Raw genomic sequence first — 18,032 nt, 5'->3', positions numbered from 1 at the left:
GATTATATAATAAAAGACAAGTATATACTTGTCTTTTATTCTTTCCTATAGCTCTATTTCAACTATTTTATTTAATTTCAAAGATTCAGTAACATTTATTACTCTTTGATTCCCTGAACCTCTATATTTTAAACTAATATCTCTTCTTGCAATTTCAAACTTTCCGTCTATAATAACATCAACTAAAGCTAAAATCTCTTTCTTCTTTTCGTCCTTTATGATATCTTCATAAAGATAACCAGACCAAAGCCAAATAGGCTTTCCTGTTTCATCTTTAATCCTTTTTAAAAGATTTACTAAATCCCTATCCTTTGTTTGCTCCATAGGTTCTCCCCCAAGGATATTAACTCCTAAGATATTCACGTTTTTTACATAGGAGATAAACTTATCCTCTGTCTCTTTATTCCATAGGGTTCCATAGTTGAAATTTTGCAAATCTTTATTAAAACAACCTTCACAGTTATTAGTACAACCACTTACAAATAAAGTTACTCTTACATTTGGCCCATTTGTAACGTCAAATTTTCTTATTTCTGCATAATTCAATAGAAATACCTCCTAAATAAAGTTCCTTCTATAAGTGAAGTACTCTGTCTCCTATTTCTGCCGTTCTACCCTTATTCCAGAAATTTGTCCCAATATAACCACAGGTTCTTCTCATAACTTGCATTTCACTTTCATCTTTGTTTCCACAGGATGGGCAGTACCAAGTTAAGCTTTCATTATCCAGTTTTATTTCTCCTGTGTATCCGCAGCTGTAGCATATGTCAGGTTTAGTGTTTATCTCAGCATATTGAATATTATGATAAATATAGTTTATTATCTGTTCTACTGCTTCAACATTTCTGCTCATGTCAGGAACTTCAATATATGAAATACATCCACCTAAGCTAATATCATGGAATTGTGATTCAAACTTAAGCTTACTAAAAGCATCTATTTCTTCACAAACATGAACATGGTATGAATTAGTGTAATATAATCTATCTGTTACACCAGGGATCACTCCATATTTTTGCTTATCTAACCTACAGAATCTATAAATAAGGTTTTCTGCTGGTGTTCCATATAAACCAAAGCCTAATCCAGTTTCCTTCTTCCATCTTTCACAAGCTTCACTCATATGTTTCATTACATCGATAGCAAACTTTTCTCCCTCTTCTGTTGTATGGCTTACTCCAAGCATAGCCTGAACCATCTCATGAATTCCAACATAACCAAGAGATAATGTTGAATATCCATCCTTTAATAACTTATCTATCTTTTCGCCCTTTTCAAGTCTTGCTATTGCGCCATGTTGCCAATGAATTGGTGAAACATCTGAAAGAGTTCCAAGTAACATCTTATGTCTAATTAATAAAGCTTCTTTACATAGTTCTAATCTTTGATCAAGCATATCCCAGAATAGCTCCATATCCTTATCTGCTACTATTCCTATTTGAGGTAAGTTCAAGCTAATAACACCTTGATTGAATCTTCCATACCACTTGTAATCTCCATTTTCATCTTTCCATGGACTTAAGTGGGATCTACAACCCATTGGTGGGAATGTATTTCCTTCATAGTTCTTTCTCATAATCTTTGCAGATTGGTAGTCAGGAACTAATCTCTTAACAGTACAAGTAGCTGCAAGTTTAGTTATGTAATCATATTTTCCACCTTCTAAACTGTTATGTTCATCAAGTAAATACACAAGTTTTGGGAAAGCCTCACCAATTTCTTGACCTCTATAGTTCTTCATTCCAGCTAATCTCTGTTTAATCATCTCTTCACATATTAATGCCATTTCTTCTTCGTACTCATTACCCTCTTCTATTTCAAGGTATATTGTACTAAATGGTGATTGGCCATTTGTTGTTTGAAGAGTTGATAATTGATATCTTATAGTTTGAACTCCATCCTTTAAATCCTTTAGTTTCATATCATTAGCTAAATCTCTTGCTAACTCTTCATTACCATATTTATCTAAATAGAACTTGTAGTACTTATCATATGTAACTCTAAGGAATTTAGCTAAATGCTTTATTGTTATACTTTGTCCACCATATTGATTACTTGCAACTTGTGCTATTATCTGTGTTGTAACTGTACAAGCTGTTCCAAAGGATTTTGGTGACTCAACTAATTTATCATTTATTACAGTTCCATTGTTTAACATATCTTCTAAGTTTATTAAACAACAGTTGAAAATTGAAGAAAGTGTATAGTCCATATCATGCCAATGAATCATTCCTTCATCATGAGCTTGAACCATATGAGATGGAATTAATCTTCTTCTTGAAATATCCTTAGATACTTCTCCAGCAATTAAATCTCTTTGTGTTGCAGCAATTACAGAGTTCTTATTTGAGTTCTCCTTCATTACATCTTCATTTGTTTTACTAAGTAAACTTAATATACTTTCATCTGTTGTATTCTTATTTCTTTTAAACTCTTGTACTGCTCTGTATCCTTCATAGGCTTTTGCAGTAACTGCTTGCCCATAATGAACTAATCTATCATATACATAAGTCTCTATTTTATATATTGTAGGTATTTCTTCCCCATCACTAAAGTGTTTTTCTGCATCATTAGCTATTAATTTCGCAATGTCTGGCAAATAAATCCCACTACCATTTTTCATTGCCTTTGTTACTGCTTCCCTAATTTTCATTTTATCAAATACAACAGTACTTCCATCTCTCTTTATAACGTTCATATCCTTCTTCTTCCCCCTGTAATTCAATATAAAATATTTTTTGCTATTTATTGTCAATCAATAGCCATTATTTCATTATTATACACTACCTAAATTTATATTTCATACATGAAATATGTCTAAATTTATGATTTGTTTTTACTTTTCTCTCTTTTTCATACTATATCTTTATAATAAGTATAACTTCATATATTTTTAACAAATCCACAATATAAACCTATCACTCTATAAACTATACACTACATTTAGTGGTTTCATCAATATAAAATTCTATTGTAAATAAAAATCTCAATAAAATTTTATAGTAAATATCAAAAATGTCCATCTTAAAATTATAAATCTATCAACATTAATAGTAATTCTATATAAAATAAAAAATCTCCAGTAACAAACTGAAGATTTTTTATTTTATTATTTATTTACAAGCAAATATAGCTTTTTTTCAAGGAGAACTCCTTCTCTTCTAGGATAATCAAATTTACTACTTTCCTCTATACATTCACTAACAAAGTTATGTGCCTTCTCACAGCTCTCAATTAAAGATTTTCCTCTAAGTCTTTCCCCTATTAATACAGATGTAAATATATCCCCTGTCCCCGGATATGCCTCACCTTTCTTTTCTTTAGATATAATAGATAGCTCACCTTTTTCGTAAATAGCTATACCTATATCCTTTTCCAGCTTAGAAGGCAAACTTGTAATAACAATATTTTTAGCTCCTAAATCAATAAGTTTATTACAAATTTTTTCAATTCTACTAAAAGAAAAATCTTCTATATAATCTTCGCCAGTTAATAGACAAGCCTCTGTATAATTGGGTGTAATTATATCAGCAAATGCTATTAGCCTTTTTAAGCCTTGGACATATATCATATCAAAATTAGAATAGCACTTTCCATGATCTCCAAATATAGGATCTATAACAATATTAGAGCTCTTATTTCTCTCAATAAATTTTATTGCAGAATCTATAGCACTATCACTTCCTAAATATCCAATTAGCAATGCATCAAAATCTATTTCATACTTAGAATAATGTTCATCACACTCATCAATATAATTAGGAAGCTTTACTATTGATGGATTACCAAATCCACCTGTGTGAGTTGATAAAAGCATTGTAGGTATAGGACACACTTCTACTCCCATAATACTAAGTACGGGTATAATATTTGTTAATGCTGCTTTTCCTACTCCACATAAGTCATGAACTACCGCTACCCTTTTAACTGGCTTTCTCAAAATAACACCTTCCTATTCACTTATAAACACATCTTCTATAAATCTATTTGTTGCTGCCTTAACACCCATTGACAATGGAATTGCAATTAACAGACCAATTATAGTTGTTCCAAAGGAGGTAATTAAACTTGATACAGCACCTTCCCACCCTTTAAAAAATATCCAATTAAATATAAAATATCCTGTTAATGATACTATTCCACCTATTACAAATCCGATTATATTATAAATAGGGTTCTTCCCCTTCTTTCCATTTGCAAAAGCTATTTTACCAACTGCATATCCCATTAAACCCTTTGTAATTAAGGTAGGAATTACCCAAAGTGCATATCCTGGTGAGAATAAATCAAATAATGCACATCCAAGACCTGCTGGAATTGCTGCGTTTTTTCCAATAAGAATTGCAATTATAAATATTACAGTTGTCCCAAGATGGATCATAGCATTTGTACCTACTGTTGGTACTGGTATATGAATCCATGTTCCAATGAAACATAAAGCTGTAAATAATGATAATAGTACTAGTTTTTTAGTTTTCATAGTTAATCCCCCAATTATTTATTACTTATATGTTATATAATATGAGGGCCTTTTTTAGTTGTCAAATGTATCGATACATATTCAAACCTCTTTTTTAATATACTTTTGATGCTAACTTATCAATTTCTACCAAAGCTTCTCTTGCGTTATTCTCGTTAATTAGTAGAACCAAAAAGTCTCCACTATCAATCTTAGTATCACCTTTAGGTATAATCTCCCTATCCCCTCTTTTAATAGATATAAGTAATGAATTTTTTGGCCATTTAACTTCACTTACATATCTACCCTCAGCATAACTTCCCATGCATACGCACTTCTCTAATAAGGTTTTACTCCCCCTATAGGCCTTAGTTGAATTGTTTCCTTTCATTAAAATTCTTTCAAGTAAACTATCATATATTGGTCTAGACTTAAATATATCTGCTGTTAAATATGAAATAATAACTACAAAAGCAAGAGCTAATAGATGCTCAAATGAACCCGTCATCTCTGTAATTAATATTATCCCCGTAATAGGTGCCTTTACTATTGATGCAAAATTCCCTGCCATTGCTAATATAATAAAATTCACTATAAATTCCTTTGGTAAACCAAAAAAATCACTTATAAATATCCCAAAAATATTACCTACCAATGCTCCAAGTACAAGCAATGGAAAGAATATTCCTCCTGGTGCACCGGATCCAAAGCTTATAAGTGTAAATATATATTTTATTATTAAAAAGAATAATAAAATCTTTATTGTAAAGCCTTTAGTTACCAAAGACATAATAAGCTCATGTCCTCCACCTAAAAGTATAGGTGTTAAAATACCAACTAATCCAGCACAGATAAATGGTACTACCATTTTTATCTCGGTAGGTATCTTTTTAAATATTTCATATATCTTTTGTGATGCAAGTATCCCTTTATTGAAAATAATTCCTGTTATTCCGACTAATATTCCTAATAATAATAATGACCAATAATATTTTAAAGGGAACATATTTACTCCAGTGAATTCCATTGCTGGTGCAACCCCTAAGAATTGCTTACAAACAAAATCTGCTGCCAAAGATGCTGCCATAGCTGATAATAAAACTAGAGGTGAAAAATTCTTATGTACCTCCTCTAATGCAAATATCACTCCTGAAATTGGTGCATTAAAAGCTGCTGACAACCCTGCACTTGCTCCACTTGTTATAAGAAATTTCTCCTCTATATTAATTCTTCTACATACCTTTGAAAAACCTTGTCCAACAGCAGCTCCTATTTGTACTGATGGTCCTTCTCTTCCAACTGATAAACCTGTAGCTAAACTTAAAGTTCCACCTACAAACTTATAGATTAAAACCTTTAGCCAATTTATACTAAGGCTTTTCATAAGTATGCCCTCTACTTGTGGTATACCACTACCTGAAATCATGGGTTCTCTTTTCACTAAAAATCCTACGAATAGTCCAACTAATACTAATATTCCAAATACCTTGATATAATCAAAAACATTACCTTCTACACCCTTATATAACTTCATAAAATATGGAGTTAACTTATTTATTAATAATCTATTTAATACTATTATCCCCCCTACAATTATACCTATTAATAAAGATTCCAATACTAACTTAAACTTAAGATTCTTCCTATGAGACATAATACTAATTATCTCATCCTTATCCACACTCATCTTAAATCCTCCTCTGCTTTGATAAATAGCTAAATAAATTATACAACTTAATTGTTAAAATTTAAACATAGTTTATGAATTCCTATCCTATTCCTACATAGCATTAAGATCACTTTTCTTTATAATACTACTTGTTATATATAATATAAAAAAACTAGACAAGGTAATTAATAATACCATTGTCTAGTTTTTATCCTAAATTTATATTTATTTAACATATATTCTTTCCAGTCTCCACTTGGAAGAAAAACTGCTTCAGTATCAAATATCTTGTCATTAATTTTATTATAACAATATGCATAACACATCTCTTTACTTCCATCAGCAAACTCTATTTCAAGAAGAGTTTTATTGTACTCATTATCTGGATGACCTTCGCCAATGAAGCCTTCCATCTCGTCTATTGCCTTCATTGTATTAGTATAATCCTTAACTACCATTACCTCACCTACTACTTCACCTTCACCTGAAAGCATGGCTGGATATCCTTTATAAGGCATATGATAAAGAGTCTTACCTTTAACCCTTCCTATCTCCACTGACTCAACTTTTCCACTTAAATACTTATCATAGTTAAAGAAACCTTCTCTAAGACTTCCATAGACAAATATTTTTCTCTCTTGTAACATTAGCAGATAGTGCCTCCTACTGTTTTTATATCTTCATTATTTTCAACTGCTGCCCTAATACAAAGTTCCAATCCCTTTGCTATATCATCTATTGACATGGCTGGCATATTAGCTTTTGTGATAACTTGTGCTGGAGTATATGGTACATGGATAAATCCACCCTTTATATTAGGATACTTTTTATCTATCAAATATAAAACTCCATACATTACATGATTACATACAAATGTACCTGCTGAGTTTGAGACAGCTCCTGGAATACCACCTTCATGCATTTCTTTAACCATTGCTTTTATTGGTAGGTTTGTGAAGTAAGCATTTTCTCCATCTTCAAAAACTGGTATATCTATTGGTTGATTACCTTCATTATCTTTAATTCTTGCATCATCAATATTGATTGCTACTCTCTCTGGAGTTACTCCAAATCTTCCACCAGCTTGACCTACTGATATAACAATATCAGGTTTATGCCTTAAAATTCCTTCTTCTATCTTCTCTAATGACTTTCCAAATACTGTTGGTATTTCAAGCTTTATAATTTGAGCTCCTACTATATTTTCAGGTAATTTTTTAACAGCTTCTAGGGCTGGATTAATAGATTCTCCTCCAAATGGATCAAATCCTGTAATTAAAACTTTCATCCTAATTTCCTCCTATATTAAAATGCCAAGAAGTACATAAGGGGAATATGAATTATTAATAAAACTATTCCGTATACTGCTTGAGATTTTATCACTCTATTTTTATCTTTAGTTTCTAAAAGTGCAGCTGGCAATACATTAAAGTTTGCCGCCATTGGTGTAAGTAATGTTCCACAGAACCCTGCTGTCATAGCAATAGCTGAAGCAATTATTGGATCTGCTCCTTGTGCAAAAACAAAAGGTACTCCTATCCCTACTGTAATTACTGAAAATGCTGCAAAACAATTTCCCATTATTATTGTAAATATAGCCATACCCAAGCAATAAGCAGTAATTCCAATTAATTTATTCCCCTCTGGTATAACACTTGAAATCATATTAGATATAATATCACCAACTCCTGCTGCTGTGAATAATGCACCAAGTGCTGCTAAAAGCTGAGGTAATATAGCTGTTGCTCCTACTGATTGTAACATTCTATCACTATCTTCTATAAATTCATTTTTTGTTGATCTAGTAATTATAAAAGTTATAATTAATGCAACTAATGCTGATATACCAACTGCTGCTGTTCCTGAAATTTCTGTAAACTGTGCTATAACTAATGCAATCAATGCAATAAGTATAGAAGGTATAAATATTTTAATTCCTATTTTCTCAGCCTTTAACTTTGCAAAGGTTGTATCTAATTGTTTTATAGTACCTATATTGACCTGATTGAATGCCGATAATATTCCTATTATTACAATCAATCCTCCAACTACTACTGAAGGTATTAACTTACCAAATATAAATATTACTCCTAATATCCCCCAGAAAGTTGCTGTACCTAACCTTGATTTATGATTTTTATCTTTTATTGTAAAAATCATAGTAAGAGTCATAAGTAACCCTACCATTATGTAGAATAGATCTAATAATATATTTGAAAACATCTTAATATCCATAATTTTTCTCCCCTTTAACTACTTATTCTTCTTTTTATATTTCCTATCTAATTTTTTATCTAAATAGTAATTTTGAAGAACTCCTAATATAAAGGCAATTATTGCAACAGGTATAGATGCCTTCGCTATTTGTAGGGTGTCTACTTTATAACCAAGTGTCTCAAGGGTTCCTGCAATAAGTAGTACTCCTGAGTTTGCTAAGAATACATTTTGTCCAAAGAAATTACCATAGTTATCTGAAGCTGCCGCCGCTCCCTTTATCATATCCTCATCCTCTTCATCAATTTCACCATATTTTGCAATAGCTGCGCCTTGAGCCATTGGATTAATAAGTGGTCTTACGAATTGAGGGTGTCCTCCAAGCTTAACAGAAGCCGCAATTGATACTTCTCTTATAAATAAATATCCAGTAATAAGTTTTCCTGTTGATAATGATTTTGCCTTTTTTATCATCATTATTGCCTTGTCTTTAAGTCCATATCTTTCACATAATCCTATAACAGGTAATGTTAATAAGAATAAACTCATTTCTCTTTTATTTACAAATGTTTCTCCTAATATAGTTAATATTTCTGTGATATTCATGCCTGATACTAATCCTGTAACAAGACCTGCTGATATAACAACAGCAATAGTATTTAGTTTTAATGCAAATCCAACAATTATTATTAAAATACCTATTAAAGCCATACATATCCCGTCCTTTCATCATTTGTATAGATACATTATATTTATACATTATACATAGTTTTTCTGTAAAAATCTATGGAAATGTTTAATACTTTTCGAAAACCCTATCTATCCATCAAATAATATGTCGAATTATTAGTAAACTAGAATAAAAACTCCCATATTTTTTAGTGTTATGTAACTAAAAAATATGGGAGGTATAATCTTTTATATTTTATTATTTGAATCCACTTAAACTAATACTTCCTTAAATATCATTCCATCAACAAGTACTCCTTTATCCATGGAAACAACTCTATCTGCTACCTTGTTAGCAAATTCCATATCATGGGTTATTATAAGCATTGCCATACCTTTTTCACTCAAACTTTTTATAAGTTTTGCTACTTCATCAGTTAAACCTGGATCTAATGCTGAAGTTGGTTCATCAAAACACATAAGTTTAGGTTCTAATGCTAGTGCTCTTCCTATTGCAACTCTTTGTTTTTGCCCCCCTGATAACTCAAAAGGATAATTATCTATTTTATCACTTAGACCTAAAAATCCTAATATTTCCTTTGCCTTTTCAATAGCCTCTTCCTTTTTAATACCTAAAGCCCTTTGTGGTGCCTCAATTAAATTTTCTAAGACACTCATATGTGGAAATAAATTAAAGTTTTGAAATACTAGACCTATGTCTTTTCTTATATCTTTAAGCCCTTTTTTATCTATATACTTACCGCTATGGCACAATTTCTTACCATTTATTTCAATAGTCCCCTCATCTGCTGTTTCTAATGCATTTACACACCTAAGTAGTGTAGTCTTTCCGCCCCCAGAAGGACCAACTACTACTAGAATTTCACCTGATTTTATTTCTAAATCTACTGATTTTAATACTTCTGTTTTACCAAAACTTTTTTTAAGTCCACTTACCTTTAGCATACTAAATTCCTCCTACTGATAATAGCTATATTTCTTCTCTACTCTTGAAAGCACTTTTGTTAATATTCCAATAAGCACCAAGTATATAACTCCTACTAATACAAGAGGAACTAATGATCCAAATCTATTTGTAGCTATCTTACCTATCTTTAAAAGTTCGTCTAGACCAACAACATAAATAAGTGATGTATCCTTCACTAAGGTAATAACCTCATTTGCTACTGGTGGTAAAATTCTTTTCAACCCTTGTGGCATTATAATTCTAAAAAATACATCTTTTTGTGATAGTCCTAAAACTTCTGCTCCCTCATATTGGCCTTTATCTATTGATAAAATTCCTGCCCTAAATATTTCTGCGAAATATGCTCCATAATTTAAAACGAATGCTAATAAAGCACCTGGAAATCTATCTATGCTAATACCTACTATAGGTAGGCCAAAAAAGATGAATATCAATTGTAATAGTAAAGGAGTTCCCCTCATTACAAGTACATATACCCCAGTTAATTCTTGCAATATTTTTGATTTTGATGTCCTTCCTAGTGCTACTATAACTCCAAGTGGTAGTGAAAGCACTAATGTTAGTACAAATACTTTTAATGTTACCATTAAGCCTTCAAGCATTTGAGGCATTAAATCTATTATCATGTCCATTGAGGTTACCCCTTTTCCTATAATTATTTTTCTATTATATCTTCTCCAAACCATTTAACTGAAATTTCTGATGCTTTTCCTTCATCAACAACTTCATTAAATGCCTTATTAAATGCTTCTAATAATTTACTATCATCTTTTCTAATACCAACAGCATATTCTTCTTTACCAAAGTCATCTGCTAAAACATTATATTTTGACTCACCTTTAAGCTTCATATAATACCTACCTAAGATTTCATCTGCAACAACTGCATCAACTCTTCCAGCTTCCAAATCTATTAGTGCTTCATTATTAGTAGAGAATGTTACAAGTTCCTTAAAGTTTGACTTGTAATCACCAATTGCATCAACTGCACTTGATTGATCCTGTGCTGCAACATTTTTACCTTTTAAATCTTCTTTAGTCTTTATACTTGAATCTTTTAAAGTAATTATAACTTGTCTATTCTTTAAATATGGATTAGAGAAATTAACACTCTTTTTTCTCTCCTCAGTTATAGAGAATCCATTCCATATAAAATCTATATTTCCATTATTAAGTTCTGATTCTTTCATTGTCCAATCTATTGGTTGCAACTTAATATCCTTACCTAACTTTTTTGAAACTTCCTTTGCTAGTTCTATGTCAAAGCCTGTATATTCTCCATCATCACCTTTAAATCCCATTGGTACAAATGTATCATCGAAACCTAAAACTAATTGATCTTTGTCCATTCCACTTACTGCTTTTTTATCATTACTTCCACAACCTACTACTCCAATTGCTAAAGCCCCTATTATTGAAAGTAGTAAACCTTTTTTAACTAAATTTTTTAAGTTCATTTATTTTTCCCCCATTTCTTTGCCTTTATCTATTTACTACTTTATCACACTAAAGTGATAAGTGCAATACTTTTCTCTATAAAATTTTAATATTCACTTAAATAAGAGCATCCATCTTAATTAAAGATAAATGCTCTATAATACTATTTTATATTAACTATATTATTTGTTATGTCTGTAATACTATCTATTGACCAGTACCCCTTGCTCTTCTTAACATTAATAGTTACTGTTTTCTTTTCAGGTATTTGCTCTACTGTAGCTAAAGTCTTAGGAAATTCTTTTAATACTTCAATGTAAAATGTTTTATCATCCATATCTGAAACCTCTGGTCTTGCATTAACATTAGCCCCAGCTTTATCAAAAGCAGCTGACATATTTGCCCCTTGTATCTCTATATCTACTGTTGCAGTATCCCCATCTATTTTAGATGAAAGAACACTATACTTAGTTATTTTTGCACCATTATACACAGCATCCATATATTCTTTTTTAAGTGCATCATCCATAAGCCCTTTATATAATTCATTACCTTCAATCATATACATAAATGCATCGTCTCTAGCTTTTAAAACACTTTCTTTTTCTGCTTTTGGCAATGTTTCGCTATCATCAGAACCATTAACAAGTAAATTTAAGTAACTAATCATTGATTCCTCAGGTGTTGATTTTTTACCACAAGCCATTAATGTAAATGATAAAACTAAGATTAATCCTATTGGTAATAACTTTCTAAAACTTTTTTTCATTCTATTATCCCCCTTTTAACTTATAAATCTATAACAATAAAAATTATACTTTACTGAAGAAAAAGTAACAAGAAATTTATGGTAAAAATTCAATTATTTTATATTAACGAATTTTGTTCATTATTTTAAATACAAAAAAATAGAACCTTTTAACAAAGTTCTATTTTTATAACCTATCTTATTACTTTTCACCTTTAAGCATTTCACCAATAGCTGCTATGCTACCAAGGGACGATAATGTTTCATTTGGTAATATAAGCTTATTGGCTGGATTATTAGCCATTTCTTTAAGAGCTTCTACTTGCTTCAATGCAATTACTCTTTCATCTGTGCCAGAATTAATAATGGCTTGATTTACCTTCATTATAGCTTCAGCTTCGGCTGCTGCAATTGCTTGTATAGCCTTTGCTTTACCTTCTGCTTCTAATAATTGTGATTCTCTTAAACCTTCTGCTCTTCTTATTTGAGATTCCTTTTGACCTTCTGCTTCAAGAATCTTAGATCTTTTTTCACCTTCAGCTTTTTCTATCTGTGATTGTCTTTGTCCTTCTGCTTGTAATATTGCAGCTCTCTTATCTCTTTCAGCTTTCATTTGCTTTTCCATGGCCTGTTGTATTTCTGCTGGTGGAACTATGTTCTTAATTTCTACTGAAAGAATCTTGATACCATAAGCATCTGTAACTTCATCAATAATACTTAATAAGTCTTGGTTAATAGCATCTCTTCCTGATAATACCTCATCAAGAGTCATGTTACCAATAATATTTCTCATATTAGTTGTAGCTGAATATACAATACCTGATCTAAAGTCTTCTATATTATATACAGCATCTTTTGCATTTAATAACTTAAAGAATATAACATTATCAACGGATATTTTAACATTATCCTTAGTGATAACTGATTGTGGTGGTACATCTAAAATTTGTTGCTTTGTTGTTACTTTCTTTCTAACAAAGTCTACAAACGGAATCATAAAATGCCAACCTGGTTCTAAAACCTTATGAAATTGTCCTAAACGTTCTACAACTGCTAAATACCCTGTGTTAACGATTTTTATTGAAGAAGCTAATATAATCACTATGAATAATATTGCTACTCCTAAAATGATTAATCCTGTTAAATTCATTACTATTCCTCCCCTAATCCTGTTACTAATAATTTATTACCATCAATTCCTGTGACTTGGAATTTCTGACCTCTTTTGATTTTACTTCCTCTATTTTCACCAGTCCAGTAAACTCCACTTACCTTAAATGTAAATGTATCTACTATATCCTCTTCTGCAACAAATTCTCTACCTATATACGTCTCTTCCATCAAAGGTACTCTTTCTGTAGTTTTTTTAAACTTTTTCTTTGCCCATGGATAACCAATTGCTATTGAAACAATGCTTACCACACCGAAAATAGTAAGTTGCCATCCAAAGTTAAGACCTAGTAAACCTGCAATTACTGCTGCAAAAGCTCCAATTGCAAACCATACAAAGAGAAATGCACTAGTAAATAGGTCTAATAATATTGCTCCAGCTGCAACTACTAACCATAAGATTAATGTTCCCATTATTACTTCCCCCTTATTATTTGGTATACCTTTCCTGTAAAGTAATTATACCATTTATTAATTGTTACTTGTAGGTATTTAATTTCTTTTATGGACATATTATATTTTATATATTATCTTTTAACAAGGTTGATTTAATAACTTTAAGTGGTATTTAATATCGTATTATCTTCATAATCTTCTACTATCTCTCACTTTCATTGATTTACTAATATTTTCATCTTATTATATTTATAGAATAGTAATAATATGAAATACTACTATATGAAGAATAAATATTGGAGTTGAAAGATATGAATTTTATAAAAGTAGCAGCAGCTTGCCCAGTTTCAAGAGTTGGGGATGTTGATTATAATCTTACTAATATAATTACACTAGTTAAAGAAGCAACAGTGAATGGGGCTAAGTCAATAGTTTTTCCAGAACTATGCATAACATCATATACTTGCGGTGATCTATTTCTACAAGATACTTTATTAAATAAGTCAATGGATGCTATTAAAGAACTTCTTCTAAGAACTAAAGACTTAGATATCTTAATTGCAATTGGAGCACCATTGCTACATAACAGTACTCTTTATAATTGTGCCTATATTTTGTTTAAAGGAAGAGTTCTTGGTATAGTACCTAAATCCTATATTCCAAATTATAGTGAATTTTATGAAAAACGTTGGTTTACTGAAGGTCTTGGAGTTAGAGATAAACTAATTAATCTACCTTTTCAAAAGGATGTTAACTTTGGCACAAATTTAATATTTTCCTGCAAAGAATTTAACTATGGTTTCGAAATTTGTGAAGACTTATGGGTGACTATTCCACCAAGTTCCTACCTTGCATTAATGGGAGCAAACATAATTGGAAACCTTTCTGCTTCAAATGAACTTGTTAGCAAAATGGAGTATAGAAAATCCTTAATATCTAATCAAAGCGCACGTTCAATTTGCAGTTATATATACTCATCTGCCGGAGTCCATGAATCCTCTACAGATTTATTATTTAGTGGCCATTTATTAATTAGTGAAAATGGTAGCTTGCTAAAGGAGAATGAAAGATTCCAAAGAGAAAATGAGATTATCTACTCTATAATTGATATATTTAAATTAAATTCAGATAGAATGAAAAACCTAAGTTTTAGAGACTCTTCTAGAATGGTTTCTGTTGAACCAAAAGTAATAACTTTCAATTATGAAGATACAAAGATTAAAGTTTTCGATAGGTATATTGATAAACATCCTTTTGTTCCATCTAATGAACATGAAAGGGAGATGAGATGTAAGGAGATATTCAATATCCAAGCATCAGCATTAGCTAAGAGATTTGAACATACTGGTCTTAAGAAAGCTGTAATAGGGATTTCAGGTGGACTTGATTCAACTCTAGCCTTACTTGTAGTAGTAAAAACCTTTGAACTTTTAAAATACCCAATGAAAGATATTGTCACAATAACAATGCCTGGTTTTGGAACTACTGATAGAACTTATAATAACGCTTTATCTTTATGTCAAGAAATTGGATGTGATTTAAGAGAGATAAATATAGTCAAAGCTGCTTTACAGCATTTTGAAGATATTGGCCACGACAAAGATATACATGATGTTACCTATGAAAATGTTCAAGCAAGAGAAAGAACTCAGATTCTTATGGATTTAGCTAATAAAGAAGCTGGATTATTAATAGGTACAGGTGATCTTTCTGAGCTTGCTCTCGGTTGGTGTACTTATAATGGGGATCACATGTCAATGTACTCTGTTAATCCATCAATACCTAAAACCCTTGTAAGATACCTTGTTAATTATGTAGCAGAAAAAGAAGTATCTAAGAAGGTATCAGATACATTATTTGATATTTTAGATACTCCAGTTAGTCCTGAATTATTACCAAAGGATGCTGAAGGTAAAATTGCTCAAAAAACTGAGGATATTGTAGGTCCATATGAATTACATGACTTCTTCCTATATCACTTTATTAAGAATGGTTCATCAAAAGAAAGAATACTTTTCTTAGCTAAAGAAGCCTTTAAAAATGACTATTCTGATACTGAAATACAGAAATGGTTAGATAAATTCATGTGGAGATTCTTCACTCAACAATTTAAAAGAAGTGCTCTTCCTGATGGTCCAAAAGTTGGTAGCATCTCTTTATCTCCTAGGGGAGATTGGAGAATGCCTTCTGATGCTACTCCATGGAAGTAGTTTATTTTCCACCTATCAATAAATAATATAAAGATAAGAGAGGACATAGGTATTAATTTACAATCATATGAGCTGCAAACTTTCTACCTATATCCTCTTCTTATTAACTACTCTATATTCAATATTAAAACAACAGTTACATTCTCTCTGTAACTCTTTTTTTTCTAACATAATTTACTATTCTCATCTTAAATCTTTCCATTTCTTTAAGTTTATAAAAATTTAATAAATCTATTGCTAAGAATAATCCATCTATTATTAAGTATTTAAGATCCATAAGATTTTCTTTATCCTTATCTTCAATCTCTATATTATCACTTTTTACTTTTAGAGTTTCAAAAACTATTTTACCATTTGTAAGTTTTTCAACAATCTCTTCTTCACTATAATTTGTAAAGTTACTTTCTAATAATTCTTCTATAAATGAAATATATTCACTATTCAACCCTTTAAATTCTTCATATGTAGATTCTAATGTCATTTTTATACCTCTCTCTTTTAATATATAATTATTCATTTATTATATATTAAAAATTCCTTTATTTAAATATATTGCATTAATTGATTTAGGAATATAAGAAAAAAAAGGATACACTTAGGCATCCTCTGCTTCTAATAAAACCCTTTATTTATTTAAGTTATATATATATTTCCCATATATATCTTTATAGTCAACAAATCCTATTTCCCTACTATCACCACTTCTTGTTCTATTATCTCCTAAAACATACATTTTTCCTTCTGGTACTTCTATTCTTGATATGTCTGTAGTAAATGTACCCTCTGGAATATAACTTTCTTTAAATTCCTCATCATTTATATATAACTTATTATTTTTACATTCAATAGTTTCACCCGGAAGGGCCATTATTCTTTTAATCCAATACTTACCTTCACCAGTTTCTTTATTTTCTCTATGACTCTCTAGAATAACAATATCTCCTCTATTATAGATATTTCCATATCTAGTTACCTTCTCTATTATAAGTTTATCTTCATCTTGTAAAGTTGGATTCATTGATACACCACTAACTTCTGCCACGTCAAAAACTGCAACTTTAATGAATATAATACTTAAACATAGTAGTATACTTCCTCCCCACTCTTTTATGAACTTTTTCATTAAATCACTCCGTAACTAAACCTTAATTTATACCTATATTATATAACAATTTTTACCATTAACTCAACAGATTTATATTCTTTGTTAATATATATATAATACTTACCTATTATTTGTATAAAAATAGCTCAATCTAAATAAAACATTTATTTAGATTGAGCTATCACAAATATTAATCAGCAATTCCATATACTGCATCTCTATTAGATACTGCTTCTGTAACTAATCTTATAAGTTCTTTTTTATCTTCTTCATTATTTACTATATCCATTTTATCCATATCTATAATAAGCACTTGTGAAGCTTTATAGTGATTCTGTACCCAATTATCATAGTCTTTCCAAAGGAATCTATAATACTCTAGTAATGAATCATCAATTTCAAATTCTCTTCCTCTTAAGTTAATTCTGTTGATTACTGTTTCAAAGGAACCTTTTAAATATACCATTAAATCTGGTGCTTTCTTTGGTAAAGTTTCTAACTCTTCCATCATGTTATCCAAAAGATTTTCATATATAGACATTTCCAATTCAGAAATTCTACCTAGTTCCATATTCTTCTTTGCAAAATACCAATCCTCATAGATTGATCTATCTAAAACATTATTTTGATGATATAAAGCCTCTTTAATACTTTTAAATCTAGTATTTAAAAAATAAAGTTGTAAAAGAAACGGGTATCTATTCTTTTGAATCTCTTCTTCACTTTCACTATAAAATAGGGGTAAAATTGGATTATCATCCACACTTTCGTAAAATACTTCTGAGTTAAAATGTTCACCTAAAGCCTTTGCTACTGAGCTTTTACCTAGACCAATCATACCTCCAACAACTATCAACATGACTCACCTATCCTTACTTTATCTTTAGTACATACATAAGGATACAAACATAGTCCTTTTTAGTCAAGTGTAAGATTTGCTAATGAAAACTCTTTGCAATTTTCATCAA

19 protein-coding genes are annotated in these 18,032 nt (G+C 30.4%); 1 reads left to right on the top strand and 18 read right to left on the bottom strand.

Annotated features, from left to right (window positions below; translation table 11 throughout):
* Nucleotides 1-45 precede the first annotated feature (45 nt).
* The 15 genes from nrdG to ACSYT2_RS04930 all read right to left on the bottom strand — a co-directional run bounded on the left by nrdG (nucleotide 46) and on the right by ACSYT2_RS04930 (nucleotide 13,767).
* Nucleotides 46-546, bottom strand: a complete 501-nt coding sequence (nrdG, locus tag ACSYT2_RS05000) for an anaerobic ribonucleoside-triphosphate reductase activating protein (protein WP_430856083.1) — start codon at nucleotides 544-546, stop codon at nucleotides 46-48.
* 28 nt (nucleotides 547-574) lie between these two features.
* On the bottom strand, nucleotides 575-2,698 hold the full coding sequence (gene nrdD, locus ACSYT2_RS04995; protein ID WP_438383855.1) for an anaerobic ribonucleoside-triphosphate reductase: 2,124 nt from the start codon (nucleotides 2,696-2,698) through the stop codon (nucleotides 575-577).
* A 411-nt stretch (nucleotides 2,699-3,109) separates the two neighbouring features.
* On the bottom strand, nucleotides 3,110-3,940 hold the full coding sequence (locus ACSYT2_RS04990; protein ID WP_438383854.1) for a pyridoxamine kinase: 831 nt from the start codon (nucleotides 3,938-3,940) through the stop codon (nucleotides 3,110-3,112).
* A gap of 12 nt (nucleotides 3,941-3,952) precedes the next feature.
* On the bottom strand, nucleotides 3,953-4,480 hold the full coding sequence (locus ACSYT2_RS04985) for an ECF transporter S component (protein WP_430856080.1): 528 nt from the start codon (nucleotides 4,478-4,480) through the stop codon (nucleotides 3,953-3,955).
* A 94-nt stretch (nucleotides 4,481-4,574) separates the two neighbouring features.
* A complete protein-coding gene (locus ACSYT2_RS04980) occupies nucleotides 4,575-6,146 on the bottom strand; it encodes a ClC family H(+)/Cl(-) exchange transporter (RefSeq protein ID WP_438383852.1) in 1,572 nt (523 codons plus the stop codon).
* 167 nt (nucleotides 6,147-6,313) lie between these two features.
* Nucleotides 6,314-6,775, bottom strand: coding sequence for a gamma-glutamylcyclotransferase family protein (locus tag ACSYT2_RS04975; RefSeq protein WP_438383850.1), 462 nt, complete (start codon nucleotides 6,773-6,775; stop codon nucleotides 6,314-6,316).
* The gene (pcp, locus tag ACSYT2_RS04970) at nucleotides 6,775-7,416 is read right to left on the bottom strand and encodes a pyroglutamyl-peptidase I (RefSeq protein ID WP_438383848.1); all 642 of its coding nucleotides are present in this window, start codon (nucleotides 7,414-7,416) and stop codon (nucleotides 6,775-6,777) included. The genes ACSYT2_RS04975 and pcp overlap by 1 nt, the downstream gene beginning before the upstream one ends.
* A 17-nt stretch (nucleotides 7,417-7,433) precedes the next feature.
* Nucleotides 7,434-8,363, bottom strand: coding sequence for a DUF979 domain-containing protein (locus ACSYT2_RS04965; RefSeq protein ID WP_430856076.1), 930 nt, complete (start codon nucleotides 8,361-8,363; stop codon nucleotides 7,434-7,436).
* A gap of 18 nt (nucleotides 8,364-8,381) precedes the next feature.
* Nucleotides 8,382-9,053: a DUF969 domain-containing protein gene (locus tag ACSYT2_RS04960; protein ID WP_430856075.1), complete on the bottom strand. Its 672-nt coding sequence runs from the start codon at nucleotides 9,051-9,053 to the stop codon at nucleotides 8,382-8,384.
* A 231-nt stretch (nucleotides 9,054-9,284) separates the two neighbouring features.
* Nucleotides 9,285-9,977: an amino acid ABC transporter ATP-binding protein gene (locus ACSYT2_RS04955; RefSeq protein ID WP_430856074.1), complete on the bottom strand. Its 693-nt coding sequence runs from the start codon at nucleotides 9,975-9,977 to the stop codon at nucleotides 9,285-9,287.
* A gap of 12 nt (nucleotides 9,978-9,989) precedes the next feature.
* Nucleotides 9,990-10,631 (bottom strand): amino acid ABC transporter permease, encoded by a 642-nt coding sequence (locus ACSYT2_RS04950; RefSeq protein ID WP_430856073.1) that lies wholly within the window; start codon nucleotides 10,629-10,631, stop codon nucleotides 9,990-9,992.
* Nucleotides 10,632-10,654: 23 nt separating this feature from the next.
* A complete protein-coding gene (locus ACSYT2_RS04945) occupies nucleotides 10,655-11,455 on the bottom strand; it encodes an amino acid ABC transporter substrate-binding protein (RefSeq protein ID WP_438383845.1) in 801 nt (266 codons plus the stop codon).
* A 143-nt stretch (nucleotides 11,456-11,598) separates the two neighbouring features.
* Nucleotides 11,599-12,204, bottom strand: coding sequence for a hypothetical protein (locus ACSYT2_RS04940; RefSeq protein WP_430856071.1), 606 nt, complete (start codon nucleotides 12,202-12,204; stop codon nucleotides 11,599-11,601).
* Nucleotides 12,205-12,385: 181 nt separating this feature from the next.
* Complete coding sequence (locus tag ACSYT2_RS04935) at nucleotides 12,386-13,333, bottom strand: SPFH domain-containing protein (protein WP_430856070.1); 948 nt, start codon at nucleotides 13,331-13,333, stop codon at nucleotides 12,386-12,388.
* Nucleotides 13,334-13,335: 2 nt separating this feature from the next.
* The gene (locus tag ACSYT2_RS04930) at nucleotides 13,336-13,767 is read right to left on the bottom strand and encodes an NfeD family protein (protein WP_430856069.1); all 432 of its coding nucleotides are present in this window, start codon (nucleotides 13,765-13,767) and stop codon (nucleotides 13,336-13,338) included.
* 293 nt (nucleotides 13,768-14,060) lie between these two features.
* Between ACSYT2_RS04930 and ACSYT2_RS04925 the strand changes: the two genes are divergently transcribed.
* Nucleotides 14,061-15,959, top strand: coding sequence for an NAD(+) synthase (locus tag ACSYT2_RS04925; RefSeq protein ID WP_438383842.1), 1,899 nt, complete (start codon nucleotides 14,061-14,063; stop codon nucleotides 15,957-15,959).
* Nucleotides 15,960-16,095: 136 nt separating this feature from the next.
* On the opposite strand, the gene ACSYT2_RS04920 is transcribed toward ACSYT2_RS04925, so the two are convergent.
* The 3 genes from ACSYT2_RS04920 to ACSYT2_RS04910 all read right to left on the bottom strand — a co-directional run bounded on the left by ACSYT2_RS04920 (nucleotide 16,096) and on the right by ACSYT2_RS04910 (nucleotide 17,923).
* On the bottom strand, nucleotides 16,096-16,440 hold the full coding sequence (locus ACSYT2_RS04920) for a hypothetical protein (RefSeq protein ID WP_438383840.1): 345 nt from the start codon (nucleotides 16,438-16,440) through the stop codon (nucleotides 16,096-16,098).
* Nucleotides 16,441-16,584: 144 nt separating this feature from the next.
* Entirely contained in the window at nucleotides 16,585-17,082 is a 498-nt protein-coding gene (gene lepB / locus ACSYT2_RS04915) for a signal peptidase I (RefSeq protein ID WP_430856066.1), read from the bottom strand.
* A 172-nt stretch (nucleotides 17,083-17,254) separates the two neighbouring features.
* Nucleotides 17,255-17,923: a deoxynucleoside kinase gene (locus ACSYT2_RS04910; protein ID WP_430856065.1), complete on the bottom strand. Its 669-nt coding sequence runs from the start codon at nucleotides 17,921-17,923 to the stop codon at nucleotides 17,255-17,257.
* Nucleotides 17,924-18,032: the final 109 nt, after the last annotated feature.

This window comes from Clostridium zhoujianii, from assembly GCF_051590805.1.
GTDB lineage: Bacteria > Bacillota > Clostridia > Clostridiales > Clostridiaceae > Clostridium.
This window is presented reverse-complemented; position numbering and strand designations above follow the sequence as displayed.